Below are 22,454 nucleotides of genomic sequence, written 5' to 3' on the forward strand. Positions count from 1 at the left end.
CACACCAGCAAGGAGCATCGCCGTGGCGGTACGAGCGGTCCGGGGCGCCGTCCAACTCGAGCGGGACGAGGCCGGCCATATGGACGAGCAGGTCGGAGCCCTGCTCACCGCCGTTCTGGAGCGCAACGGGCTGAACGTGGACGACCTGATCAGCATCTGGTTCACGGCCACGCCCGACCTGCACAGCGACTTCCCGGCAGCCGCGGCGCGCAAGCTCGGCATTGTCGACGTCCCGCTGATCTGCGCCCAGGAACTGGACATCGCGGGCGCCATGCCGCGGGTCGTCCGCATCCTCGCGCATATCGAGTCCGACCGGTCCCGCGCCGAGATCAACCACGTCTACCTCGGCGCCGCGGCGGCCCTGCGCAAGGACATCGCGCAGTGAGGACCACACTCGTCATCGGCACCGGGCTCATCGGCACCTCCGCAGCCCTGGCACTGGTGCAGCGCGGCGTCATCGTGCACCTCGCCGACCACGACCCCGAGCAGGCCCGGACGGCGGCCGCGCTCGGCGCCGGCACGGACGAGGCGCCCGACGGTCCCGTCGACGTCGCGATCGTCGCCGCCCCGCCCGCCCATGTCGCCACGGTGCTCGCGGACGCCATGCGGCGCGGGGTCGCCCGCGGCTACCTCGACGTGGCCAGCGTCAAGGGCGGCCCCCGCCGTGAGCTGGAGGCACTCGGCCTCGACCTGTCCTGCTACCTCGGCACGCACCCCATGTCCGGCCGCGAGAAGTCCGGTCCGCTGGCCGCGACCGGCGATCTCTTCGAGGGCCGCCCCTGGGTGCTCACCCCGACCCGGGACACCGACACCGAGGTGCTGAACCTCGCCCTGGAGCTGGTCTCGCACTGCCGGGCCGTCCCGGTCGTCATGGACGCCGACGCCCACGACCGCGCGGTGGCCCTCGTCTCCCACATGCCCCACCTGGTGTCCAGCATGGTCGCCGCGCGTCTGGAGAACGCCGAGGAGGCCGCCGTACGACTGTGCGGGCAGGGCATCCGTGACGTGACCCGGATCGCCGCCTCCGACCCCCGGATGTGGATCGACATCCTCTCCGCGAACCCGGGGCCGGTCGCCGACCTCCTCGCGGACGTCTCCGCCGACCTCGACGAGACGGTCCGCGCGCTGCGCGCCCTGCAGTCCTCCGACGAGGCCAAGCGGCGCGAGGGCACCACCGGCATCGAGGACGTCCTGCGGCGCGGCAACGCGGGCCAGGTCCGCGTCCCCGGCAAGCACGGGTCCGCTCCGCGGGTGTACGAAGTCGTGGCCGTGCTCATCGACGACCAGCCGGGCCAGCTGGCCCGCATCTTCGCGGACGCGGGCCGGGCGGGCGTCAACATCGAGGACGTACGCATCGAGCACGCGACCGGGCAGCAGGCGGGTCTGGTGCAGCTGATGGTGGAGCCCAAGGCGGCGCCCGTGCTGAGTGCCGCGCTGCGCGAGCGGGGCTGGGCGATCCGGCAGTAGGTGCCGGGGTGGGGCAGCCCACCGCGTCGGGAGGTGCCGTGCGGCCGGACGAGTGACCCGAAGCCAGTAACCTTGTGCGGGGCACGATCGCGCCCCGCACACTCACACCACACCGCACCAGGAAGGTGTCCCCCCGTGGAAAACGGCGCCGTTCGGACCGCCCAGCCCGTGATTGTCGCCATCGACGGCCCCTCCGGCACGGGCAAGTCGAGCACGTCGAAGGCCGTGGCGGCGCAGCTCGGCCTGAGCTACCTGGACACCGGCGCCCAGTACCGGGCGATCACCTGGTGGATGGTGACCAACGGCATCGACATCGACGACCCGTCCGCGATCGCCGCCGTGGCCGGCAAGCCGGACATCGTCTCCGGCACCGACCCGGCGGGCCCGACGATCACGGTGGACGGCGTCGACGTCGCCGGCCCGATCCGCACCCAGGAGGTCACCTCCAAGGTCAGCGCGGTGAGCGCGGTGCCCGAGGTGCGCGCCCGGATCACCGAGCTGCAGCGGTCCATCGCCTCCGCCGCCGAGAACGGCATCGTCGTCGAGGGCCGCGACATCGGGACGACCGTGCTGCCCGACGCCGATCTGAAGATCTTCCTCACCGCCTCCCCGGAGGCCCGTGCCGCCCGCCGCAGCGGCGAGCTGAAGGGCGTGGACATCCACACCACCCGCGAGGCTCTGATCAAGCGGGACGCCGCCGACTCCAGCCGCAAGACCTCGCCGCTCGCCAAGGCGGACGACGCGGTCGAGGTGGACACCACCGACCTCACGCTGCCGCAGGTCATCGAGTGCGTCGTCACCCTCGTCGAGGAGAAGCGGGCCGGGAAGTGAGCGAGGTGCCGTCGGCGCGGGGCGCCGAGGTCGGGCGGCGCATCGGCGTCGGCCTGATGTACGGGCTGTGGAAGCCGCGCGTGCTCGGCGCCTGGCGGGTGCCCGCGGCCGGTCCGGCGATCCTCGCCGTGAACCACTCCCACAACATCGACGGCCCGATGGTCATGGGCGTGGCGCCCCGGCCGACACACTTTCTGGTCAAGAAGGAGGCGTTCGTCGGCCCGCTCGACCCGTTCCTGACCCGCATCGGCCAGCTGAAGGTCGACCGCGACACGACCGACCGGGCAGCGATCACGCGGGCCCTCGACGTGCTGTCCGCCGGCGACGTCCTCGGCATCTTCCCGGAGGGCACCCGCGGCGAGGGTGACTTCGCCGCACTGCGCTCCGGCCTCGCGTACTTCGCGGTGCGCAGCGGCGCCCCGATCGTGCCGGTGGCCGTGCTGGGAAGTTCCGAGCGGCAGGGACGGTTGATAAAGGGGCTGCCCCCGCTGCGGCACCGTATCGACGTCGTCTTCGGCGAACCCTTCGAGGCGGGCGACGGCAGCGGACGGCGCACCCGCACGGCGCTGGACGAGGCGACCGAGCGCATCCAGAAACAGCTCACCGAGCACCTGGAAAACGCCAGGCGCCTTACCGGGCGCTGAGCGACACTGAGTAGTGGATCACCCGATATCGGGTACTCCACCGATCACCACGATGAACGACGAGGTACGGACTTCATGAACGACCACATCCAGCCCGACGGCTCGGACGCGTTCGAGCACGATCACGGGGCGCTCGGCGACGCCGAGTACGCGGAGTTCATGGAGCTCGCCGCGGAAGAGGGCTTCGACCTCGAGGAGGTCGAGGGTGCCATCGAGGCGGCCGGGCACGGACCGCTGCCCGTACTCGCCGTCGTCGGCCGTCCGAATGTCGGCAAGTCGACTCTGGTGAACCGCATCATCGGCCGCCGCGAGGCCGTCGTCGAGGACAAGCCGGGTGTCACCCGCGACCGCGTCACCTACGAGGCCGAGTGGGCGGGCCGCCGCTTCAAGGTCGTCGACACCGGCGGCTGGGAGCAGGACGTCTTCGGTATCGACGCCTCCGTGGCCGCGCAGGCCGAGTTCGCGATCGAGGCGGCCGACGCGGTCGTCTTCGTCGTCGACGCCAAGGTGGGCGCCACCGACACCGACGAGGCGGTCGTACGACTGCTGCGCAAGGCCGGCAAGCCCGTCGTGCTGTGCGCCAACAAGGTCGACGGCCCGAGCGGCGAGGCCGACGCGGCCTATCTGTGGTCCCTCGGCCTCGGCGAGCCGCACCCTGTCTCCGCGCTGCACGGCCGCGGCACCGGCGACATGCTGGACGCCGTCCTGGAGGCGCTGCCGGATGCGCCCCAGCAGACCTTCGCAGCCGCCGTGGGCGGCCCCCGCCGCGTCGCGCTGATCGGCCGCCCGAACGTCGGCAAGTCCTCGCTGCTGAACAAGGTGGCCGGCGAGGAGCGGGTCGTCGTCAACGAACTCGCCGGCACCACCCGCGACCCGGTCGACGAGCTGATCGAACTCGGCGGCAAGACCTGGAAGTTCGTCGACACGGCGGGTATCCGCAAGCGCGTCCACCTCCAGCAGGGCGCCGACTACTACGCCTCGCTGCGCACCGCGGCGGCCGTCGAGAAGGCCGAGGTGGCCGTCGTCCTGATCGATGCCGCCGAGTCGATCTCGGTGCAGGACCAGCGCATCATCTCCATGGCCGTCGAGGCGGGCCGCGCCCTCGTCGTCGCGTACAACAAGTGGGACACCCTCGACGAGGAGCGCCGCTACTACCTGGAGCGGGAGATCGAGACCGAGATGGGCCAGGTCTCGTGGGCGCCCCGGGTGAACGTCTCGGCGCAGACCGGACGGCACATGGAGAAGCTGGTCCCGGCGATCGAGACGGCCCTGGCCGGCTGGGAGACGCGCGTCCCGACGGGTCGGCTGAACGCCTTCCTCGGCGAACTGGTCGCCGCCCACCCGCACCCGGTCCGGGGCGGCAAGCAGCCGCGCATCCTGTTCGGCACCCAGGCCGGCACCAAGCCCCCGCGGTTCGTGCTCTTCGCCTCCGGGTTCATCGAGGCGGGCTACCGGCGCTTCATCGAGCGCCGGCTGCGCGAGGAGTTCGGCTTCGAGGGGACGCCGATCCATATCTCGGTGCGGGTGCGCGAGAAGCGCGGCGCGAAGAAGAAGTAGCGACACGGCACAAGACGTAGCAGGAGGGCGGCCCTCGCCGGGCCGCCCTCGTCGCTTCAGCTCCCCTTGCGGGGGCCGGGTGGCAGCGCCGCCGGGACGTGGTGCATCCCGGTGCCGTGCTGCCCGATCTGCCCGACCCGCTGCCAGGGCGACAGCTGCCCACTGCCGTGCCGGGCGCTCTGCGCGCCCGCGCTGTAGGCGCTGTACGAGCTGCTGAACGATCCCGCGCGGTGGCCCCCGAACGATCCCGAACCGTGCGGGATGCTCGCGAAGGCGGTGAACCCGAACTCGTCCTCGCCGCTGCGGTCACCCGGCAGCGAGCGGAAGGACTTGACGTACTCGGCATAGAGCGCGTCGTAGATCGGCGTGGCCGATGGGCCGCCCGAATGTTCCTGTGCCGGCCGCGTGGACCGGATCGACTGGAAGGACTGGCGGCGGGAAACGTCGTATGCGTGCACGTATGTCCAAACGACCCCGGCTCTGAAGAGATGCGGCCGAGCGAGACCGCAAGGGGCGCAGGACTGTTGCACCCCCGACGATCTCGCTCGCTCACGTCCCCGCAAGCGGCAACACACTCGCGACGAGCTTCCCGTTGGCCGCGGCCTTGTCCAAGGCGTCCCGCAGCAGATCCTCCCGGGGCTGACGCCCGATCGACCCCACCGGAGCCGCGAACATCAGCACCTGCTGGTGCTTGTTGGCGGCGGCCCGCCACCCCTCGGTCACCTGCAGTGGCTGATGCGCCTGCCACCAGGCCACCGGCTGACCGCCCGGGCTCGGCTGGAGCACCGCGTGCAGCTGCCCCATGGCGAGCAGCACGGACCAGCCGTGCAGCACCGGCGGCAGGGAGCTCAGCTCGGTCACCGGCATGAAGCCCTGCTCGATCAGCAGCGGCAGGAAGTCGTCACCGGAGGCGATGGAGCCCGGGCGCACGATGGGGCCGGTGGGTTCGACGACGAGGGCCGGGTGCAACTCCCCGGCGATGAGCACCAGTCCGCTGGTGACACCGAGCACGGCCTGCTCCGGCACCACCTGCTCCGGCTCCAGGTCGACCGTGTCGCCGCTGATGGACCGCACGGCGCCGCGGAGCTGTTCCTCGGTGACCTGGACGACCTGCGAGGGCAGGCAGGTGGCGTGGGCGAAGGCGAGCACGGCGGTTTCGTCGCCGATGAACAGGACGGTGCTGGTCCGCTCGCGCTCGGAGTCCCCCGGGGTGCGGCAGGACGTGCAGTCGTAACTGCCGGGGGCGTTCTCTCCGGCGAGCAGCCGGTTGGCTTCTTCGTCGCCGATCTCGGCGCGTACCTCGTCGCTGACGTCGAGCATGCGCGGCACGGGTGGCTCCCTCGGGATGCGGTACGTGGCGAGCCGGGTGGCTCCCGGCCCGTGGTCCGGGTGGTCCCGGGCTCATGAAGAAGACAACGGGGGATCTGTGGCGGGAGTCACGCTGACCGGCGAACGGAATCGAACCATCCACCGCACACGGTCACGACCGGCACGGAATCGGACACTCACCGTCAAGTCGGGGAAGCGGCAAGGCACTTGTGGTGGTGAAGTGGGTCACAGGTCGACGGAGTGACTGGTCGACAAATCAGGAAATCGGCGAATGAAATGGGTGGCCGAAAATTGACGATACCTCGGGTAACGGCGAACTGGCCTGGAACGACGAGGAGTTGGTTGAGGCCGGCTCCTCAAGCTCCGTACATTCCTCGGCCGTGTGCAACGAGCACCGCTCGGGTACGTCCGCCGCCGCGCCGGCCGCATCAGGCCGGCGCACAGCACAGCCGTCGGCGGACGGGGCGGAGCGCGACGACCGCGGCCATGCGCGGGAAACGCGCCCCGCCTTGGGGGACCCCGGGTCCGTCGAGAGGGAATTACATGTCCGAATGTGCCGATACCACTCGCAACAACGTCCGTAAGACGCGTACGACGGCGGTCCTCGCCGGGGCGGTCCTGCTGGCCCCGCTCGGGCTGCTGGCCGGAACAGGCAACGCGGCGGCCGCGGACGGCGGAGTGTGGGACCGCATCGCCCAGTGCGAGAGCGGCGGCAACTGGCACATCAACACCGGCAACGGCTACTACGGCGGACTCCAGTTCTCCGCCGACACCTGGCGAGCGTACGGCGGCACGGCCTACGCGCCCACCGCCGATCAGGCATCCAAGGAGCAGCAGATCGCCGTCGCCACCAAGGTTCAGCGCGCACAGGGCTGGGGGGCGTGGCCGACCTGCTCGGTGCGCGCCGGAGCGTCCGGCGGCGCTCCCGAGGCGCCCGCGACCGGCTCGGCCGGCGAGCAGTCCGACCAGTCCGAGCAGTCCACCTCGGCGCAGCCGGCGAAGACGCCGGCGCGGGCGTCGGGCCACCCGGACCGCGGTGCGACCCGCGGCGACTACACCGTCCGCCAGGGCGACACCCTGAGCGGTATCGCCGACCGGCACGGGACCACCTGGCAGCGGCTCTACGCCGCCAACAAGGCCGTCATCGGCGGTGATCCCGACGTGATCGTGCCCGGGCAGCGCCTCGCGCTCTGAGCCGCTCCCCTTGCCCGGAGCACGGGGCCCCGCCCGGTCCACCGACCGGGCGGGGCCCTGGCGCAGCAGGCGACGTCGCCCGCAGGCACGGCATGATGCTGCTCATCCCGGAGGGTTCGGCCCGCGCGCAGGGCCCGGAGCACGCCCCCGCGGTGTGCGGTCCGCCGCTTCCCGCGCCCGCAACTCGCCCGCTTCCCCGCTGAAGACGACCGCACCGCGGCGCAGTTCGTACACGAGGGCGGCCCGGCCGTGCAGGGCGGGCGGCAGCCGCTGCTCCGCCAGGACCACGCAGGCGTCCAGCGAGCCCAGCAGGTCGTACGTGCGGGCCGCGACCGCCGGCGACATGCCCTGCGCGGGTTCGTCGACGAGCACCACGCGCGCGCGTGTCAGCAGCGCCCGGGCGAGGGCGAGCATGCGCTGCTCGCCGCCGGAGAGGGTGCCGGCGCGGCGCGGGAGGAGCGGCTGCAGTTGCGGATAGGCGGCGAGGGCGGAGTCGTGGCGCGGCGCCGCGAGTTCCAGGTTCTCCCGCACGGTGAGGGAGCCGAACACGGCCTGCCGCTCCGGTACCAGGCACAGTCCGCGCCGGGCCCGCTCGTAGGCGGGCATGCGGGTCACGTCGACGCCGTCCCACAGCACCGCGCCGCCCGACAGCGGCACGGTTCCGGCGAGCGCGCGCAGGGCGGTCGTACGGCCGGAGCCGTTGCGGCCGAGCAGGACGGTCAGGCCGGGGGAGGGGGCGAAGCCCAGCGGCAGCAGGAACAGGACCACGGCGACGATCCAGGCGCCCGGCGGGGTCGGCACTCGCGCGGTCGCCGTACGCGGCAGCGCGTCCCGTGTGCCGATGCCGGGCAGCACCAGGGCGGCGACCAGCAACGCCACCACGAACAGGTTCGCGCCGACCGCCTGCAGCAACGGCTCGCCCCAGCCAGCCGGGTGAAGCCGCGTCAACTGGCTCTGTGCGACCCCGACGCCCAGCGCCACCAGCACAGCGACCGGCAGACTGCGCATCCGCGCGGCGACCGCGACCGCCACCACCTCCATGACCAACAGCGGCATCCCGTACGGGTCCAGACGGACGTACGGCGCCAGCAGCACGCCCGTCAGCCCCGCCGTGAACGAGCCGAACGCCCAGCCGGCCGCGGCCACCCGGTCCGCGTCGATCCCGCCGAGCACGGCCAGCTGCCGGTCGTCCACGACCGCCCGCAGCTCCGCCCGAACCGTGTCCACCAGGGGGTCCGGGGGTGTCCCCCGGAAGGACGCAGCACTGCCGCCACACCGGCGGCCAGCACGAGCACGACGGCCAACTGCCCCCACGGCTCGTCCGACACCAGCACCGGGGCGTCGTCCCGCGCCCCCTGCCCCCACAGCAGCGCCGCCCCGCCGACCAGCAGCACGAACACCCCGATGGACGCCACCAGAGTCTGCGCCGGATCACTGCCCAGGACCGACAGGGGGCGGAAGACCCACCGTTCCAGGACCACGCCGAGACCCGGCGCCAGCACCACCAGCGTCACCGCGGCGGTCGGCCACAGCGGCCAGCCCCATTCGACGACACACTGCCGCAGCGCGTACGCGCACACCATCGCGATGGCGCCGTGCGCGAAGTTCAGCACGCCCGTCGCGCGGTACGTCACGATCAGCCCGATCCCGGTGAGCGCGGCGGCGCTGCCCACCGACAGGCCGGCGAGCGTCAGGTCGTACGTGAGGGACGACATCAGCCCGTCGTCCCGGCGGGCTCGCAGATCGGGCACGGGCCCAGCTCGCCGCCCACCACCAGCTTCCCGTCCACCGGCACGGCCTCCGCCTTCCCGGCCACCAGCGGGCAGTCCGCACGGTGGAACAGTGTGCCGCCCGGCACCATCAACAGGTCCGCGCTGACCGCGACCGGCGCGACGGCTGCCTGGCCCGACCCGTCCCCGTCGGCGGGCTCGGCGGCCACCAGCAGGGCGTACAGCTCCTCCACGCGCGCGGCGGCGAGCGTGGTGCGGCCGTGGGTGAGCAGTACCGCCCCGGCGATGATCAGCGCGGCGCCGGGGACCGTGCAGGAGGCCAGATAGGGCAGCTGCCGCTCGGCGAACCGCTCACCGGAGACGCCGTACCAGCCCAGGACGCACAGCACCGCGCCGGCCGCGAGCGCCGCCCAGCCGGCCCACAGGACGGGGTGCACGGTCCGCAGTCGGGCTGTCCTCATGGCCGGCTCCCACACGTCGTGTGTCTGGGTGTGTCTGGCTGTATGTCCAAGTCTGCCAACGGACTTGCACTATGCCTTCCGGAAGCTGACCCTGAAAGCGGCGTGCACGGCCCGGACCGACACCCGGTGGTGAGCCAGATGGTTCTCGGGAGCGACCTCAGGCGGACGAACGCGGGACGGCGTGCGGCACTGGCGGCCGCCCTGCTCCTCTTCCTCGCCCCGGCCCTCGCGGCGTGCAGCGACGACGAGGGGGGAGGCAGCGACAGTCCACTTCCGACGCCGGCCGTGGAGCAGACGGAACCGACCGATCAGGCGGCGAGCGCGCCCGCCGACACGGCCGCGGCCGAGCGGGAGATCCGGCAGAACTGGGAGAAGTTCTTCGACCCGGCCACCGCCCTGGAGGACAAGCAGAACTTCCTGGAGAACGGCGACCGGATGGCCCCGGTGCTGCAGGCCTTCAGCGGCGACGAACGCGGCTCCCAGGTGCAGGCGAAGGTCGACAAGGTCGAGTTCACCTCGGCGACCGAGGCGAACGTGACGTACACGCTGACCCTCCAGGGGGCCACCGCCCTGCCGGACGCCGCCGGTACCGCCGTGGAGCAGCAGGGCACTTGGAAGGTGTCGGTCAAGACCCTGTGCGGACTTGTCGCGCTGAACCAGACCGGCAATGCGTCGCCCGTACCGGGCTGCTGAAGCCGCCGCCGCGGTCCTGCTGCTCCTGCTGGGCACGGCCTGCGGAAGCCGGCTTCCGGAGAGCGACTTCGAGCACGACAGGCGTACACCGGCCCCGGCCACCGGTGAGCCCCTGCGCGTCGGCATCATCACCAGCGTCACCAGCCCGGTCGGCGGCAACGCCTTCACCGGCCCGCGCGACGGCGCCCAGGCCTACTTCGACCGCCTCAACGCGCGCGGGGGCATCGACGGCCGCCGTGTCGAGGTGCGCCGGTGCGACGACGGCGGCAGCGGCGTGGGCAACAACGAGTGCGTGCACCGGCTGATCGACGAGGACCGGGTCGTCGCCCTCGTCGCCACCACGGCCCTGGACTACGCCGGCGCCTCCCGCGTCTCCCGCGCGCGCGTGCCCGACATCGGCGGCCAGCCCATCGGCGCCGCCTACGACACCTACCCGCACCTGTACGGCATCTACGGCAGCCAGGCGCCCCGTGACGGGACGCCGGGCTGGGACGGGAAGCTGTACGGCGGTACGGAGGTCTACCGCTACTTCAAACGCGAGCACGGGGCACGCACGGCCGCCGTCGTCTCGTACAACCAGGCCGCGTCCGCCGCCTACGCGCGGCTCGTCGAGCAGGGCCTGAAGGCCGAGGGATACGAGGTCGTCACCGAGCAGGTCGACTTCGCGCTGCCCAACTTCCGTGCCGTCGCCGCCGACCTGAAGCAGCAGGGCGCCGACCTCGTCTTCGACGCCATCGACAGCCACGGCAACGCCCGCCTGTGCAAGGCGATGGACGACGTCGGCGCCGAGGTCACCGCCAAGGTCACCAACGTGCAGAACTGGACGTCCACCGTCCCCGAGGACTACAGGGACGCCCCGCGCTGCCGCAACGCCCTGTGGGCGACCGGGTCCAGCCGCAACCACCAGGACACCGGCAACGAGGCCGTACGGGAGTTCCGGGACGCCACCGAGTCGCTGCCGACGCACTCCCAGTGGCAGTTGGAGGGCTGGGCGGCGGCCAAGTGGTTCACGGACGCGGCGCGGTCCTGCTCCCGAACCGGCATCACGCGCGCGTGCGTCGACGATTTCGTGCACCGCAGCGACGGCTACACCGCGGACGGCCTGCTGCTCCCCGTCACCTTCAGGCCGCTGCCCGAGCCGCCGCAGATCCGCAGGAACTGTCTGTCGGTGGCCCGCTGGCAGGACGGCCGGGGCTGGGTCTCCCAGGGGGACATGAACAGCACCTGCTTCGACGTGCCGCTGCTGTCGTACGAGCCGTGACGCTTCAGGACCGCACCTGTCCGCAACGGCTGACAGACTCGACCCATGCTGGAAACCTCCGCCCGCCTCCTGCGCCTGCTCTCGCTGCTCCAGGCCCACCGCTGGGGGCACCGCCCACGCCCTTCAGGCAGTGGGGGAGGTCCGGCGCCGAACTGGCCGACCGCCTCGGCGTCACCCCGCGCACCGTCCGCCGGGACGTCGACCGACTGCGCGAGCTCGGCTACCCGGTCAACGCCAGCCCCGGCACCGGCGGCGGCTACACACTGGGCGCGGGTGCCGAGCTGCCGCCCCTGCTGCTGGACGACGACGAGGCCGTCGCGGTCGCCGTCGGACTGCGCACGGCCGCCGGACAGGGCATCGACGGCATCGGCGAGACCTCCGTGCGGGCCCTCGCCAAGCTGGAGCAGGTCCTGCCGAACCGGCTGCGCCGACGCGTGGGCGCCCTCAACGCCTTCACCGTGCCGATGCTGAGGGGCCCCCAGCCGGCCGCCGTCGACCCGGCCGTCCTGACCGAGCTGGCGGGCCTGTGCCGGGATGGGGAGCGGCTGCGCTTCGAGTACCTCGACCACGAGGGCACCCCCACCCGCCGCAGCGTCGAACCGCACCGCCTGGTGTGCACCGAGCGCCGCTGGTACCTGGTCGCCTGGGACCTCGACCGGGACGACTGGCGCACCTTCCGCGTCGACCGCATCGCCCCGAAGCCGCCGCACGGCCCGCGCTTCGCCCCGCGCACCCCGCCCGCCGAGGACCTGGCCGCGTACGTCTCGAAAGGCGTCTCCACGCGCGCGTACGCCACGCAGGCCGCCATCCGGCTGCTGGTGCCCGTCGAGGAGGCCGCCGAGCGCATCTCGCCGTCCGCGGGGACGCTTCAGGCCGACGGCGACAATGCCTGCATCCTGCGCACCGGGGCCGCGAGCCTCGACGTGATGGTCATTCATGTGATGCTGATGGGATTCGAGTTCGAGGTGCTGGAACCGGACGGGCTGACGGAGGCGATCAGGACGGCACGGGACCGCCTGAGCCGGGCTCTTGAACGGGGTGCTGCTCGAGCTCCGCGTACTGAGGGTGGTGCAGGTCGAACGCCGGGGAGTCGGAGCGGATCTTCGGCAGCGTCGTGAAGTTGTGGCGCGGCGGCGGGCAGGAGGTCGCCCACTCCAGGGAGCGGCCGTAGCCCCAGGGGTCGTCCACGTCGACCTTCCTGCCGTACTTGGTGGTCTTCCAGACGTTGTAGAGGAACGGCAGCGTCGACAGGCCCAGCAGGAAGGCGCCGATCGTCGACACGGTGTTCAGGGCGGTGAAGCCGTCCGCGGCGAGGTAGTCGGAGTAGCGGCGCGGCATGCCCTCCGCGCCCAGCCAGTGCTGCACCAGGAACGTGGTGTGGAAGCCGATGAACAGCGTCCAGAACTGGATCTTGCCGAGCCGCTCGTCGAGCATCTTCCCGGTGAACTTCGGCCACCAGAAGAAGAACCCGGCGAAGATCGCGAAGACGACGGTGCCGAACACGACGTAGTGGAAGTGCGCCACCACGAAGTACGAGTCCGTGACGTGGAAGTCCATCGGCGGCGACGCCAGGATCACCCCGGTCAGGCCGCCGAACAGGAACGTCACCAGGAAGCCGACCGACCACAGCATCGGCGTCTCGAAGGACAGCGAGCCCTTGAGCATCGTCCCGGTCCAGTTGAAGAACTTCACGCCCGTCGGCACGGCGATGAGGAAACTCATGAAGGAGAAGAACGGCAGCAGCACCGCCCCGGTGGCGAACATGTGGTGCGCCCACACGACCACGGACAGACCGGTGATCGCCATCGTGGCGCCGATCAGCGCCGTGTAGCCGAAGATCGGCTTGCGGCTGAAGACCGGGATGATCTCCGTGACGATGCCGAAGAACGGCAGCGCGATGATGTACACCTCGGGATGCCCGAAGAACCAGAACAGGTGTTGCCACAGCAGCGCACCGCCGTTGGCCGCGTCGAAGACGTGCGAGCCGAACCGCCGGTCCACCTCCAGACACAGCAGCGCGGCCGCCAGCACCGGGAACGCCATCAGGATCAGGATCGACGTGAACAGCGTGTTCCAGGTGAAGATCGGCATCCGGAACATCGTCATGCCGGGGGCGCGCATGGCGATGATGGTGGTGATGAAGTTGACCGCGCCGAGGATCGTGCCGAAGCCGGCCAGCGCCAGCCCCATGATCCACAGATCGGGTCCGACGCCGGGCGAGCGTTCCATGCTGTTCAGCGGCGCGTAGGCGAACCAGCCGAAGTTGGCGGGCCCGTCGGGCACCAGCAGCGAGCCGAGCACGATCAGCCCGCCGAACAGGAACAGCCAGTAGGACAGCATGTTCAGCCGTGGGAAGGCGACGTCCGGGGCGCCGATCTGCAACGGCATCAGCTCGTTGGCGAAACCGGCGAAGCTGGGCGTCGCGAACAGCAGCAGCATGATCGTGCCGTGCATCGTGAACAACTGGTTGAACTCGTTGTTGCTCACGATCTGCAGCCCCGGCCGGGCCAGCTCGGCGCGCATCACCAGCGCCATCGCCCCGCCGATCAGGAAGAACGCGAACGACGTGATCAGGTAGAGGTGGCCGATCTTCTTGTGGTCGGTGGTGGTCAGCCAGTCGACGATCACCTCGCCGCGCGCCCTGGTCCGTACGGGTCCTGCCGCTGCCGGTACGGTCTCCGTCCCCATGCCTCGCTCGCCCCTTCGCTCGTCGCGCCCGGGCCCGCCGAGCCCGCGCCACGCGTACCCGCGAGCCCACGCCATGATGCTCGCGCGGCCGGGTGCCGCGACAGGGGGCGTACGGGGAGTCTGTGTCAGAACCGGGTATTTCCTGTGTTGTGCCGACTCCCCGCGGGCTCGCCCGAAACTGGAATGGGAATGGGATCCGGGGACGGTCCTTCAGAAACTCTCCGCCGGGCAATTCGAGGAGTTGTGGAGACACACGGGAATTGTGTTCGGATGCCGCCGTAAGGCGTACGGATCCGTCCGTTCGGGTGATGGAGTTCCACCGAAGCGCGTGTCGTGATCTTGTGACAGAAGTGTGACCACGGGGGGATCAGTGACCCACGGTGCACGGGTTCACTTCCCTGGCCGACTTCCCCGGCCGCCGTGCAACGCCTAGCGTGGCGGCATGGCACCCATTCCCACACCCCCCGCGGAACCCGACGACAGTCCCGAGGCATACATCGGCCTCGAAGAGGCCGCGGCCGAGCGGCTCGCGCGCGAGCGCGGCTGGTCGACGGTGCGCTCGCTGCCGCCGGGGGCGATCATCACGATGGAGTACCGCGTGGGCCGGCTGAACTTCGAGGTCAAGGACGGCGTGGTGGCGCGCTCCTGGAAGGGCTGACCGGCCGACGGTGCATGACGAAAGGCCCCGGTTTCCTCCAGGAGGAACCGGGGCCTTTCGTCATGCGTACCGTCGGGGCCGTCAGCCGCCCGTGACCGGGCGGGCCGTCGAGGCCGGGCCGCGCGGGAGACGGTCGGGGTGCGGGGGCCGGCGGCTGCCCGCCGAGGTGACCGGGGTGCGCTCCGCGCGGGTGCTGTGCGGGCCCGGGGCCAGATAGACCGGCGCCCGGGTGGTGCGGGCCGCCGACGGGGAGAGGGTCTCGCGCACCGGTGCCGCCTCCTCCTCGGCGACCGTGCACGGAGTGAGCACCGCGGGAGCCTCGGCCGGGACGGGCGCGGCCTGCGGAGCCGTACGCCGCGCACCGGCGAGCCAGCGGTCGCGCAGGTCCAGGAGCCGGGCCTCGGCGCGGGCGATCAGCGGCTCGAACCATGGCAGCGCCAGCAGGATGAGCAGACCCGCGGCCCAGCCCAGCAGCACATCGCTCAGCCAGTGCGTACCCAGGTAGACGGTGGTGAGGCCGACGCTGAGCGACAGCACCGCCGACAGCGCGGACAGCCAGCGCCGGGCGCGTGGCGAGGTGGCCAAATAGGCGAGGATGCCCCAGGTCACGACGGCGTTCGCGGTGTGTCCCGAGGGAAATATGTCGCTCCCGGCCTGGAACCAGTGCCACATCTCGTTGGAGCCGACCTCGGTCGCGTAGTGCGGGCCCGAGCGGCCCAGGCCGTACTTCACCGCACCCACGGTCACGTTCAGCAACAGCAGTGCCGCGCCGAACGCCAGCAGCGGCCGCAGCGTGTGCTGCCGCCAGCAGCGCCAGCCCAGCCAGGCGGCGACCATGACGGCCGTGGGGCCGCGCTGCCCGAGGACCACCCAGTAGTCCAGGAAGGCGTGGATCCCGGACCACTGCTGGTAGGGGCGGAACAGCATCGCCTGCCAGTCGAACCGGACCAGCCACGAGGTGGTCACCACGGCGAGGACGATCGTCAGGTAGAAGGTGAGAGTCGCGCCGAAGAGCACCACCCGGTGCCGGGTCATTCGCGGCACGTCGAGGACCGGCCGCACGGGTTCACGGTCCAGTCGGGCGAAGATCCGGTCGAGCCGGGTCAGCGTTGGTTCGGTACGCACACAATCGACGTTACAGCGAGTGAGCTCAGTTCCCCGTCCAATCGCCGGGTTTGTAATGACGATGTGATGTGGGATTTCTCTCAGGAAGGGGTTTATTTCCGGGGATTCTTAAATCCCTCGTAGCCCTTCCCTTCAATTCCTTTGATCGACCCATGGCGTAGTGTTTCAGCTGCTTATGAAACCGTTCACCGGGCCATGGGGAGAACTTTTCCGTTCGATAACCTGGCAATAACCCGGCAATAAAAACCGGCGATCGAAGCAGGTCAGGGCGGACCGGAGCCGTTCAGCCAGAAGGCTCCGTACACCGCCGACGCCGCCGCGACCCCGCCCACGACCAGCGCGGCAGCAGCGGTGCGCAGTCTGGCCAGGGCGAGCGCGAGGGGCAGCAGCAGCGGGAACGCCGGCAGCAACAGGCGCGGTTTCGAGCCGAAGTAGCTCGACGCGCACAGGGCGAGTGCGGTGACCACCCCCGCGTACACCAGCAGCGGAAGCGGCTGGCGCTGCCGGACACAGACGACGTACAGCCAGACCACCAGCCCGACCCCGACGACCAGGCCCAGGCCGGCCAGGGCCGACGGAAACGACGTGAACTTTTCGGCGACGAAGCGGGCGAAGGCGTATCCGCCGTCGAAGCCGTTGCGCCAGCCCGCCTGGACGTCGAGATAGCCGAGCGGACCCTTGCCGGTGTGGTGGCCGACCCACAGGACGTACCCGGCGGCACCGAGCGGCGCGAGGAGCATGCCGAGGGCGCGCCGCCCGGCCGACGCGCCCTCGATGCCCGCGCCGCCGGAGGAGGAGGCGGCGCGCGACAGGGCATGTGCGCCGGGATCGGGCGCCGCGCTGCGGTACCGCACGGATGGAGCAAGGTCCCGGTCCCGTGCTCGTACGAACGAGGCGATGCCGGCCGCCCACACCGCCGCGACCACGGCGAGCCCCACCGGCCGGGTCAGTCCCGCCAGCAGGGCCAGTGAGCCCGCCGTGAGCCAGCGACCGGTCAGGACCGCGTACAGCGACCAGGCGGCCAGCGCCGTGAACAGCGACTCGCTGTACGCCATCGACTGCACGATCCCGACCGGCAGCACCGCCCACAACAGCACCGCACAGACCCCTGCCCGCCCGTCTCCCCCCACCACCCTTCCAAGGCCGCGCTTCGCGCCTTCTCCTTTCTGGCCGTACACATGGTCCGCGATCGCGAAGATCCCCCACGCCGCCGCGAGCGAGGCGAGCAGGCTGACGACGAAGCCGGCGTCGGCGTACGACAGCGGGGTCACCGCGTGCAGCAGCCGCTCCAGCCAGGGGAGGAGGGGGAAGAAGGCCAGGTTGGAGTGCACGTCGCCGTTCGGCAGACGCACCTCGTAGCCGTAGCCCAGTTCGGCGACCCGGGTGTACCAGAGCGCGTCCCAGCGGGCGGTCAGCAGCGTGTACGCGCTCTTGTCCCGCGCCGCGCTCCATCCGGCCAGCGCGAGCAGTCCCAGCGCACGGACGGCCGCGTACCCGAGAAGGGCCGGGGCCGCCCGGCGCAGGGCCGCGGAGCCGCGGCGTGCCACAGGCGTTTCAAGATCGGTCACGGGCTCGATTATCGACGGCCCACGCAACCGCACGGCCGGCGGCGACGTGATGGCAGGCGAAGGCGGGCGACGGTAGTGGCGTACGCCACACTGTTCCGCCATATGTATGAGAGGTCCGCCACTAGTTCAGGGGGCGGACTCGCGTACGCTGACGTGTCACTCGCCGATCGTTGCGCGGGCCGGAGACCACCGCTCCTCTCCGGCCGAGTCACGGGGGAGTCCCCACCCCCGTGAGCCCGCCGAAGCGAGGGAACATCTGGGAGGTACGTACATGTCCGGGACGACCACGGCTGCCGTCGGGCTGCGCCGTCGGGCGGCCGGGGCCGGTGCCAACCGCTGGGTCGTCCTCGTGGTCCTCTGCACCAGCCTGCTGCTGGTCGCGGTCGACGCGACCGTGCTGCACGTGGCGGTGCCCGCCGTCACCGAGGACCTCAAGCCCAGCGCGATAGAACTGCTCTGGATCGTCGACACCTACCCGCTCGTCTGCGCCTCGCTGCTGATCCTCTTCGGCACGCTCGGCGACCGGGTGGGCCGCAGACGGATCCTGCTCCTCGGCTACGCCCTGTTCGGCGTCGCCTCCGCCATGGCGGCCGTCGCCGACACCGCGCAGGTCCTGATCGTGGCGCGGGCGTTGCTCGGCGTCGGCGGCGCGATGATCATGCCCGCGACGCTGTCGATCCTGCGGCAGGTCTTCCCCGACCGGCGCGAGCGGGCGCTCGCGATCGGCGTCTGGAGTGCGGTGGCCGCGGTCGGCGCGGCGGTCGGGCCCCTTCTCGGCGGCTTCCTCCTCGAGCACTTCTGGTGGGGATCGGTGTTCCTTGTCAACATCCCGTTGATGCTGGTCAGTCTGCCGGTGGGGCGACTTCTGCTGCCCGAGTCGACGGGCGCGGGGGACGGGCCCTGGGACGTGGCCGGTGCGCTGATGGCGGCGGCCGGGTTGTTCGGGGTGGTGCTGGGGGTCAAGCGGCTCGGGGGCGGTGAGCCGGTGGACAGCGCGTTCACCGTGGTGCCGCTGGTGGTGGGGGTCGCGCTGGTCGTCCTGTTCGTACGGCGGCAGCGGCGGCGCAAGTATCCGTTGGTCGACCTGCGGATGTTCGCCCGTCCGGCGTTCAGCACGTCGGTCGGGTGCATTGTGCTGGCGATGCTCGCGCTGGTGGGGCTGGAGCTGATCGCGGCGCAGTATCTGCAACTGGTGCTGGACCTGTCGCCGCTGGAGACCGGGCTGCGGTTGGTGCCGTTGACGTTCGCGGCGATGGCTGCGGGGCTGTCCGGGGCGCGGATGCTGCGGCGGTTCGGGCCGCGGCGGATGGTGAGCTCCGGGTTCTGTCTCACGGCCTTCGCCGTGGTGCTGCTGACCGCGATGGGGCGGCAGGACAACCCCGGGCTGCTGCTGGCCGGGTTCGTGCTGCTCGGGTTCGGGCTGGAGACCACGCTGTTCGGGGCGTACGAGTCCATGCTGAGCGAGGCTCCGCCGGAGCAGGCGGGGGGCGCGGCGGCGATCGGGGAGACGTCGTACCAGCTGGGGGCGGGGATCGGGATTGCGCTTCTCGGGAGCGTGATGAATGCGGCGTACACGCCTGGGCTGACGTCCGTGCCGGGGGTCCCGGCGTCGGCCTCGGCTGCGGCGGGGCATTCGCTGGGGGAGGCGTATGACGTTGCCGGGCGGCTCGGGGGACCGGCGGGGGATGCTCTGCGGGAGGCGGCTCGGGACTGTTTTGTGCATGGGCTGCATGTGACGCTGCTGGTGAGTGCGGGGCTGTTGCTGCTCGGGGCGGTGATGGCGTTGCGGTTGCCGCGGGTCATGCAGGGCGAGACGGTCGCTGTGGAGGTGCCGTCGCCTCGTGCCGACGTCGGGTCTCCCACCCACGCACCCCCGGTGGACGTCGGCCGCGGGGGTTGAGCGCCGTCGGTGGCTTGCGGGTGGTTGCTCCGCCGGCCCTCGGGTCGTAACGTCACCCCGAGTCCGTGACTAGCGGTGCTAGTTTGAGCTGCCCGGAGGGTGCCGGTGTCCTCGAAGTCCGAGAAGTCCGCGAAGTTGCCCGCCTTCGATCCGTTCGATCCGCTCGGGATCGACGACTTGCTGGAGCCCGAGGACCTGGCCGTCCGGGACACCGTGCGCAGCTGGGCCGCGGACCGGGTGCTGCCGCACATCGCCGAGTGGTTCGAGGCGGGCGAGCTGCCGGGGATCCGGGAGCTCGCCAAGGAGCTCGGGGGTATCGGGGCGCTCGGGATGTCGCTCAGCGGGTACGGGTGCGCCGGGGCCAGTGCGGTGCAGTACGGGCTCGCCTGTCTGGAGCTCGAGGCCGCCGACTCCGGGATCCGGTCCCTGGTGTCGGTGCAGGGATCGCTCGCCATGTACGCCATCCACCGGTTCGGCTCCGAGGAGCAGAAGCAGCGGTGGCTGCCCGGCATGGCCGCCGGTGACGTGATCGGCTGCTTCGGGCTCACCGAACCCGATCACGGGTCCGACCCCGCCTCGATGCGGACGTATGCCAAGCGGGACGGCGGCGACTGGGTCCTCGACGGGCGCAAGATGTGGATCACCAACGGGTCCGTGGCCGGGGTCGCGGTCGTGTGGGCGCAGACCGAGGGAGGTGTCCGCGGGTTCGTCGTGCCCACCGACGCCCCCGGGTTCTCCGCGCCCGAGATCCGGCACAAGTGGTCGCTGCGGGCCAGCGTCACCAGCGAGCTGATTCTCGACGGCGTACGGCTGCCCGCGGCTGCCGTGCTGCCGGACGTGACCGGACTGCGCGGTCCGCTCAGCTGTCTCTCCCATGCCCGGTACGGCATCGTCTGGGGTGCCATGGGTGCGGCGCGGACCTGCTTCGAGACCGCCGTCGAGTACGCGAAGACGCGGGAGCAGTTCGGGCGGCCCATCGGCGGATTCCAGCTCACCCAGGCCAAACTCGCCGACATGGCGGTCGAACTGCACAAGGGGATTCTGCTCGCCCATCATCTGGGGCGGCGTATGGACGCCGGCCGGCTGCGACCCGAACAGGTCAGCTTCGGCAAGCTCAACAACGTACGAGAGGCCATCGACATCTGCCGTGCGGCCCGGACGATCCTCGGGGCCAACGGGATCTCACTGGAGTACCCGGTGATGCGGCATGCGACCAACCTGGAATCGGTGCTCACCTACGAGGGCACCGTCGAGATGCACCAACTCGTGCTGGGCAAGGCGCTCACCGGAGTCGATGCCTTCCGGTGATCCGTCGCACCGGAAAGGGCAGGGCCGGTGAGCGGCCTTGCCTCAGCTCTGGTTGAAGAAGCCGTCCGCCCGGTGGGCGGCGGGCTCCCCGCTGATGATCTCCGTGTCGGCGGGGCTCAGCAGGAACACACGGTTGGACACGCGGTCGATCGAACCGCGCAGCCCGAAGATCAGGCCGGCCGCGAAGTCCACCACGCGCTTGGCGTCGGCGGACTCCATGGCCGTCAGGTTCATGATCACCGGGACGCCGGCCCGGAACAGCTCGCCGATGGCGCGGGCGTCCCGGAAGCTGTCCGGGGTGACCGTGCCGATCCGGCGGCCCCGCTCCTCGGCCGTGTCCGTGGCCACCTTCACCCGGGGGTCCGTGACCCAGGCGTCCCCGGACTCGGTCCCCTCGGAGTACTCGTCGTCGTAGTAACGCTCGTCATCGTTGTCGTCGACGAGGCCGAGCCACGCACTCGCCTTGCGCACCGATCCCATGGACGCCTCCTCTCACAGCGGGCTTTCTCGCTTTCCGCATCCCTATGGTCATCCATGATGCGGACGGTGCGCCAAGTGGATAGACGCCGCGCGGGGGGTTTGTGACGGTACTGGTGCACAGCGAATCCGTCGAGAGCCCGGGTGCCCCAAGGGTCCTGCCATACCCAGCTGCTGACTGTGAGTGAAATATGATTCTTCAGGGCGTACGGGTGAGGGACGGGGCGTACGGGTGAACCAAGGCGGTCGATCCGATGTGAAAATCGGTCGATACGATGCGGCTGCTCAATGTCACACGCATCACGGGGGATCGTTGTGTTCGGAATCGTCAGGCCGTGCAGCCACCGGCTCGGGGAACGACTCAAGACGCAGTGGATGGCGCATCTGTGCGGACTGTGTCTCGCGCTGCGCAGTGACCACGGACAGTTCGCCCGGGTGGTGACGAACTACGACGGGCTTCTCATCTCCGTATTGACGGAGGCTCAGGCCGCGCGGGCCGACGCCGGCGGGTGGCGGCGTACCGCGGGGCCGTGTCCGCTGCGCGGGATGCGGACCGCGTCCGTCGCCCAGGGTGAGGGGGCCCGGCTCGCGGCCGCCGTCTCGCTGGTGCTCGCGTCGGCCAAGGTGCGCGACCATGTCGCCGACGGGGACGGGCTGCTGGGCCGCCGGCCGGTGGCGCTCGCCGCGCGCCGGGTTGCCGACGGGTGGGGGCGTGCGGGGGCTCGTGGCGCAGCGGTGGTCGGGTTCGATACCGCGGTGCTGGTCGACGCCGTGGACCGGCAGGTCGGCATCGAGGCGCTCGCCGGGCCCGGGACGTCGATCCTGACCGTCACCGAGCCGACCGAGACCGCCACCGCCGCGGCCTTCGCGCACACCGCGATCCTGGCGGGCCGGCCGGGCAACGCCGAACCGCTCGCCGAGGCCGGCCGGCTCTTCGGACGGCTGGCGCATCTGCTGGACGCCGTGGAGGACCAGGAGACTGACGCCGCGTCGGGTGCCTGGAACCCGCTGACGGCCACGGGGACCTCGCTCGCCGAGGCGCGGCGGCTCGCGGACGACGCCGTGCACGGGGTGCGGCTGGCGCTGCGGGAGGTGGAGTTCGTGGACGGTCGGCTGGCGCACCTGCTGCTCGTGCACGAGCTGCGGCGCTCGGTGGACCGGGCGTTCGACACGGTGCCCGCCTGCGCGTCCCACCAGCCCGGGCCCTATGGTCAGCCGCCACAGCAAGGGCCGTACGGGGCGCCGCAGAATCCGTACGCCGGCGGGAACCCGTACGCGGGCGGGAACCCTTATGCGGGCGGTGGGGGAGCGCCCGGCGGTGGTGGCGGTGGTGACTTCGGCGGGTTCGGCGGTGGGCCGGCCGCCCAGCCGCCGAAGGGGCGGCGTGGGTTCTGGGCCGGCTGCGGGATGTTCTGGCTGCTGTGCTGCACCTGCAAGCTGTGCTGCGCGAAGGAGTACGAGGGCCCCTGGTCCCGCAAGAAGCGCGAGGGCTGCTGCCGTGACTGCGACTGCAACTGCGGCGGGTGCGACTGCTGCTGCCCCTGCGACGGCTGCTGAAGGAAG

The 22,454-nt window shown here is 71.3% G+C and carries 19 protein-coding genes and 3 pseudogenes; 13 read left to right on the plus strand and 9 right to left on the minus strand.

Going from position 1 to position 22,454, the window contains the following annotated elements:
- Positions 1-22 precede the first annotated feature (22 nt).
- From aroH to der, 5 genes are all read left to right on the plus strand, one after another.
- The gene (aroH, locus tag ACKTSN_RS36240; protein WP_409472970.1) at positions 23-385 is read left to right on the plus strand and encodes a chorismate mutase; all 363 of its coding nucleotides are present in this window, start codon (positions 23-25) and stop codon (positions 383-385) included.
- Complete coding sequence (locus ACKTSN_RS36245; protein ID WP_409472971.1) at positions 382-1,467, plus strand: prephenate dehydrogenase; 1,086 nt, start codon at positions 382-384, stop codon at positions 1,465-1,467. The genes aroH and ACKTSN_RS36245 overlap by 4 nt, the downstream gene beginning before the upstream one ends.
- A 135-nt stretch (positions 1,468-1,602) precedes the next feature.
- A complete protein-coding gene (gene cmk / locus ACKTSN_RS36250; RefSeq protein WP_385516792.1) occupies positions 1,603-2,298 on the plus strand; it encodes a (d)CMP kinase in 696 nt (231 codons plus the stop codon).
- Positions 2,295-2,942 carry a lysophospholipid acyltransferase family protein gene (locus ACKTSN_RS36255; RefSeq protein WP_409472972.1) on the plus strand — a complete coding sequence of 216 codons (648 nt, stop codon included), beginning with the start codon at positions 2,295-2,297 and terminating at the stop codon, positions 2,940-2,942. Before cmk ends, ACKTSN_RS36255 begins: the two co-directional genes overlap by 4 nt.
- 75 nt (positions 2,943-3,017) lie before the next feature.
- Positions 3,018-4,499, plus strand: coding sequence for a ribosome biogenesis GTPase Der (der, locus tag ACKTSN_RS36260; protein WP_385262077.1), 1,482 nt, complete (start codon positions 3,018-3,020; stop codon positions 4,497-4,499).
- A 56-nt stretch (positions 4,500-4,555) separates the two neighbouring features.
- On the opposite strand, the gene ACKTSN_RS36265 is transcribed toward der, so the two are convergent.
- Both ACKTSN_RS36265 and ACKTSN_RS36270 read right to left on the minus strand, forming a co-directional pair.
- Positions 4,556-4,957, minus strand: coding sequence for a hypothetical protein (locus ACKTSN_RS36265; protein WP_129797090.1), 402 nt, complete (start codon positions 4,955-4,957; stop codon positions 4,556-4,558).
- A 91-nt stretch (positions 4,958-5,048) separates the two neighbouring features.
- On the minus strand, positions 5,049-5,828 hold the full coding sequence (locus tag ACKTSN_RS36270) for a hypothetical protein (protein ID WP_385516796.1): 780 nt from the start codon (positions 5,826-5,828) through the stop codon (positions 5,049-5,051).
- Positions 5,829-6,371: 543 nt separating this feature from the next.
- On the opposite strand from ACKTSN_RS36270, the gene ACKTSN_RS36275 reads away from it, so the two are divergent.
- A complete protein-coding gene (locus tag ACKTSN_RS36275; RefSeq protein ID WP_409472973.1) occupies positions 6,372-7,022 on the plus strand; it encodes a transglycosylase family protein in 651 nt (216 codons plus the stop codon).
- Between the two features lie 102 nt (positions 7,023-7,124).
- Here the strand turns inward: ACKTSN_RS36275 and ACKTSN_RS36280 are convergent.
- The 3 genes and pseudogenes from ACKTSN_RS36280 to ACKTSN_RS36290 all read right to left on the minus strand — a co-directional run.
- Positions 7,125-7,760, minus strand: a pseudogene (locus ACKTSN_RS36280) (ATP-binding cassette domain-containing protein); the annotation flags it as partial.
- A pseudogene (locus tag ACKTSN_RS36285) lies at positions 7,758-8,737 on the minus strand (branched-chain amino acid ABC transporter permease); the annotation flags it as partial. The pseudogenes ACKTSN_RS36285 and ACKTSN_RS36280, both read right to left, overlap by 3 nt.
- Positions 8,737-9,213 carry a hypothetical protein gene (locus ACKTSN_RS36290; protein WP_409472974.1) on the minus strand — a complete coding sequence of 159 codons (477 nt, stop codon included), beginning with the start codon at positions 9,211-9,213 and terminating at the stop codon, positions 8,737-8,739. The pseudogene ACKTSN_RS36285 and the gene ACKTSN_RS36290, both read right to left, overlap by 1 nt.
- A gap of 138 nt (positions 9,214-9,351) precedes the next feature.
- Between ACKTSN_RS36290 and ACKTSN_RS36295 the strand changes: the two genes are divergently transcribed.
- The 3 genes and pseudogenes from ACKTSN_RS36295 to ACKTSN_RS36305 all read left to right on the plus strand — a co-directional run.
- On the plus strand, positions 9,352-9,906 hold the full coding sequence (locus ACKTSN_RS36295) for a hypothetical protein (RefSeq protein WP_409472975.1): 555 nt from the start codon (positions 9,352-9,354) through the stop codon (positions 9,904-9,906).
- Positions 9,881-11,167 carry an ABC transporter substrate-binding protein gene (locus ACKTSN_RS36300; protein ID WP_409472976.1) on the plus strand — a complete coding sequence of 429 codons (1,287 nt, stop codon included), beginning with the start codon at positions 9,881-9,883 and terminating at the stop codon, positions 11,165-11,167. Before ACKTSN_RS36295 ends, ACKTSN_RS36300 begins: the two co-directional genes overlap by 26 nt.
- A 45-nt stretch (positions 11,168-11,212) precedes the next feature.
- Positions 11,213-12,279 (plus strand): annotated as a pseudogene (locus ACKTSN_RS36305) (helix-turn-helix transcriptional regulator); the annotation flags it as partial.
- On the opposite strand, the gene ctaD reads toward ACKTSN_RS36305, so the two are convergent.
- Positions 12,164-13,855, minus strand: a complete 1,692-nt coding sequence (ctaD, locus tag ACKTSN_RS36310) for an aa3-type cytochrome oxidase subunit I (protein WP_409472977.1) — start codon at positions 13,853-13,855, stop codon at positions 12,164-12,166. The pseudogene ACKTSN_RS36305 and the gene ctaD overlap by 116 nt on opposite strands.
- A 442-nt stretch (positions 13,856-14,297) precedes the next feature.
- On the opposite strand from ctaD, the gene ACKTSN_RS36315 reads away from it, so the two are divergent.
- Entirely contained in the window at positions 14,298-14,513 is a 216-nt protein-coding gene (locus tag ACKTSN_RS36315) for an I78 family peptidase inhibitor (protein ID WP_129797083.1), read from the plus strand.
- 81 nt (positions 14,514-14,594) lie between these two features.
- Here the strand turns inward: ACKTSN_RS36315 and ACKTSN_RS36320 are convergent, their stop codons facing one another.
- Positions 14,595-15,638, minus strand: a complete 1,044-nt coding sequence (locus ACKTSN_RS36320; protein ID WP_409472978.1) for a phosphatase PAP2 family protein — start codon at positions 15,636-15,638, stop codon at positions 14,595-14,597.
- A 263-nt stretch (positions 15,639-15,901) separates the two neighbouring features.
- Positions 15,902-17,206, minus strand: a complete 1,305-nt coding sequence (locus ACKTSN_RS36325; RefSeq protein WP_409472979.1) for a hypothetical protein — start codon at positions 17,204-17,206, stop codon at positions 15,902-15,904.
- 271 nt (positions 17,207-17,477) lie between these two features.
- Here ACKTSN_RS36325 and ACKTSN_RS36330 point away from each other — a divergent pair, with 271 nt between their 5' ends.
- Both ACKTSN_RS36330 and ACKTSN_RS36335 read left to right on the plus strand, forming a co-directional pair.
- Positions 17,478-19,106 (plus strand): MFS transporter, encoded by a 1,629-nt coding sequence (locus ACKTSN_RS36330; protein WP_409472980.1) that lies wholly within the window; start codon positions 17,478-17,480, stop codon positions 19,104-19,106.
- Positions 19,107-19,205: 99 nt separating this feature from the next.
- Positions 19,206-20,414, plus strand: coding sequence for an acyl-CoA dehydrogenase family protein (locus ACKTSN_RS36335; protein WP_409472981.1), 1,209 nt, complete (start codon positions 19,206-19,208; stop codon positions 20,412-20,414).
- A 42-nt stretch (positions 20,415-20,456) separates the two neighbouring features.
- On the opposite strand, the gene ACKTSN_RS36340 is transcribed toward ACKTSN_RS36335, so the two are convergent.
- Positions 20,457-20,894: a cell division protein SepF gene (locus ACKTSN_RS36340; RefSeq protein ID WP_409472982.1), complete on the minus strand. Its 438-nt coding sequence runs from the start codon at positions 20,892-20,894 to the stop codon at positions 20,457-20,459.
- A 312-nt stretch (positions 20,895-21,206) separates the two neighbouring features.
- Here ACKTSN_RS36340 and ACKTSN_RS36345 point away from each other — a divergent pair, with 312 nt between their 5' ends.
- Complete coding sequence (locus tag ACKTSN_RS36345; protein ID WP_409472983.1) at positions 21,207-22,448, plus strand: DUF5685 family protein; 1,242 nt, start codon at positions 21,207-21,209, stop codon at positions 22,446-22,448.
- The last annotated feature ends 6 nt before the right edge of the window (positions 22,449-22,454 follow it).

This window comes from Streptomyces flavusporus (genome assembly GCF_046267975.1).
GTDB lineage: Bacteria > Actinomycetota > Actinomycetes > Streptomycetales > Streptomycetaceae > Streptomyces > Streptomyces flavusporus.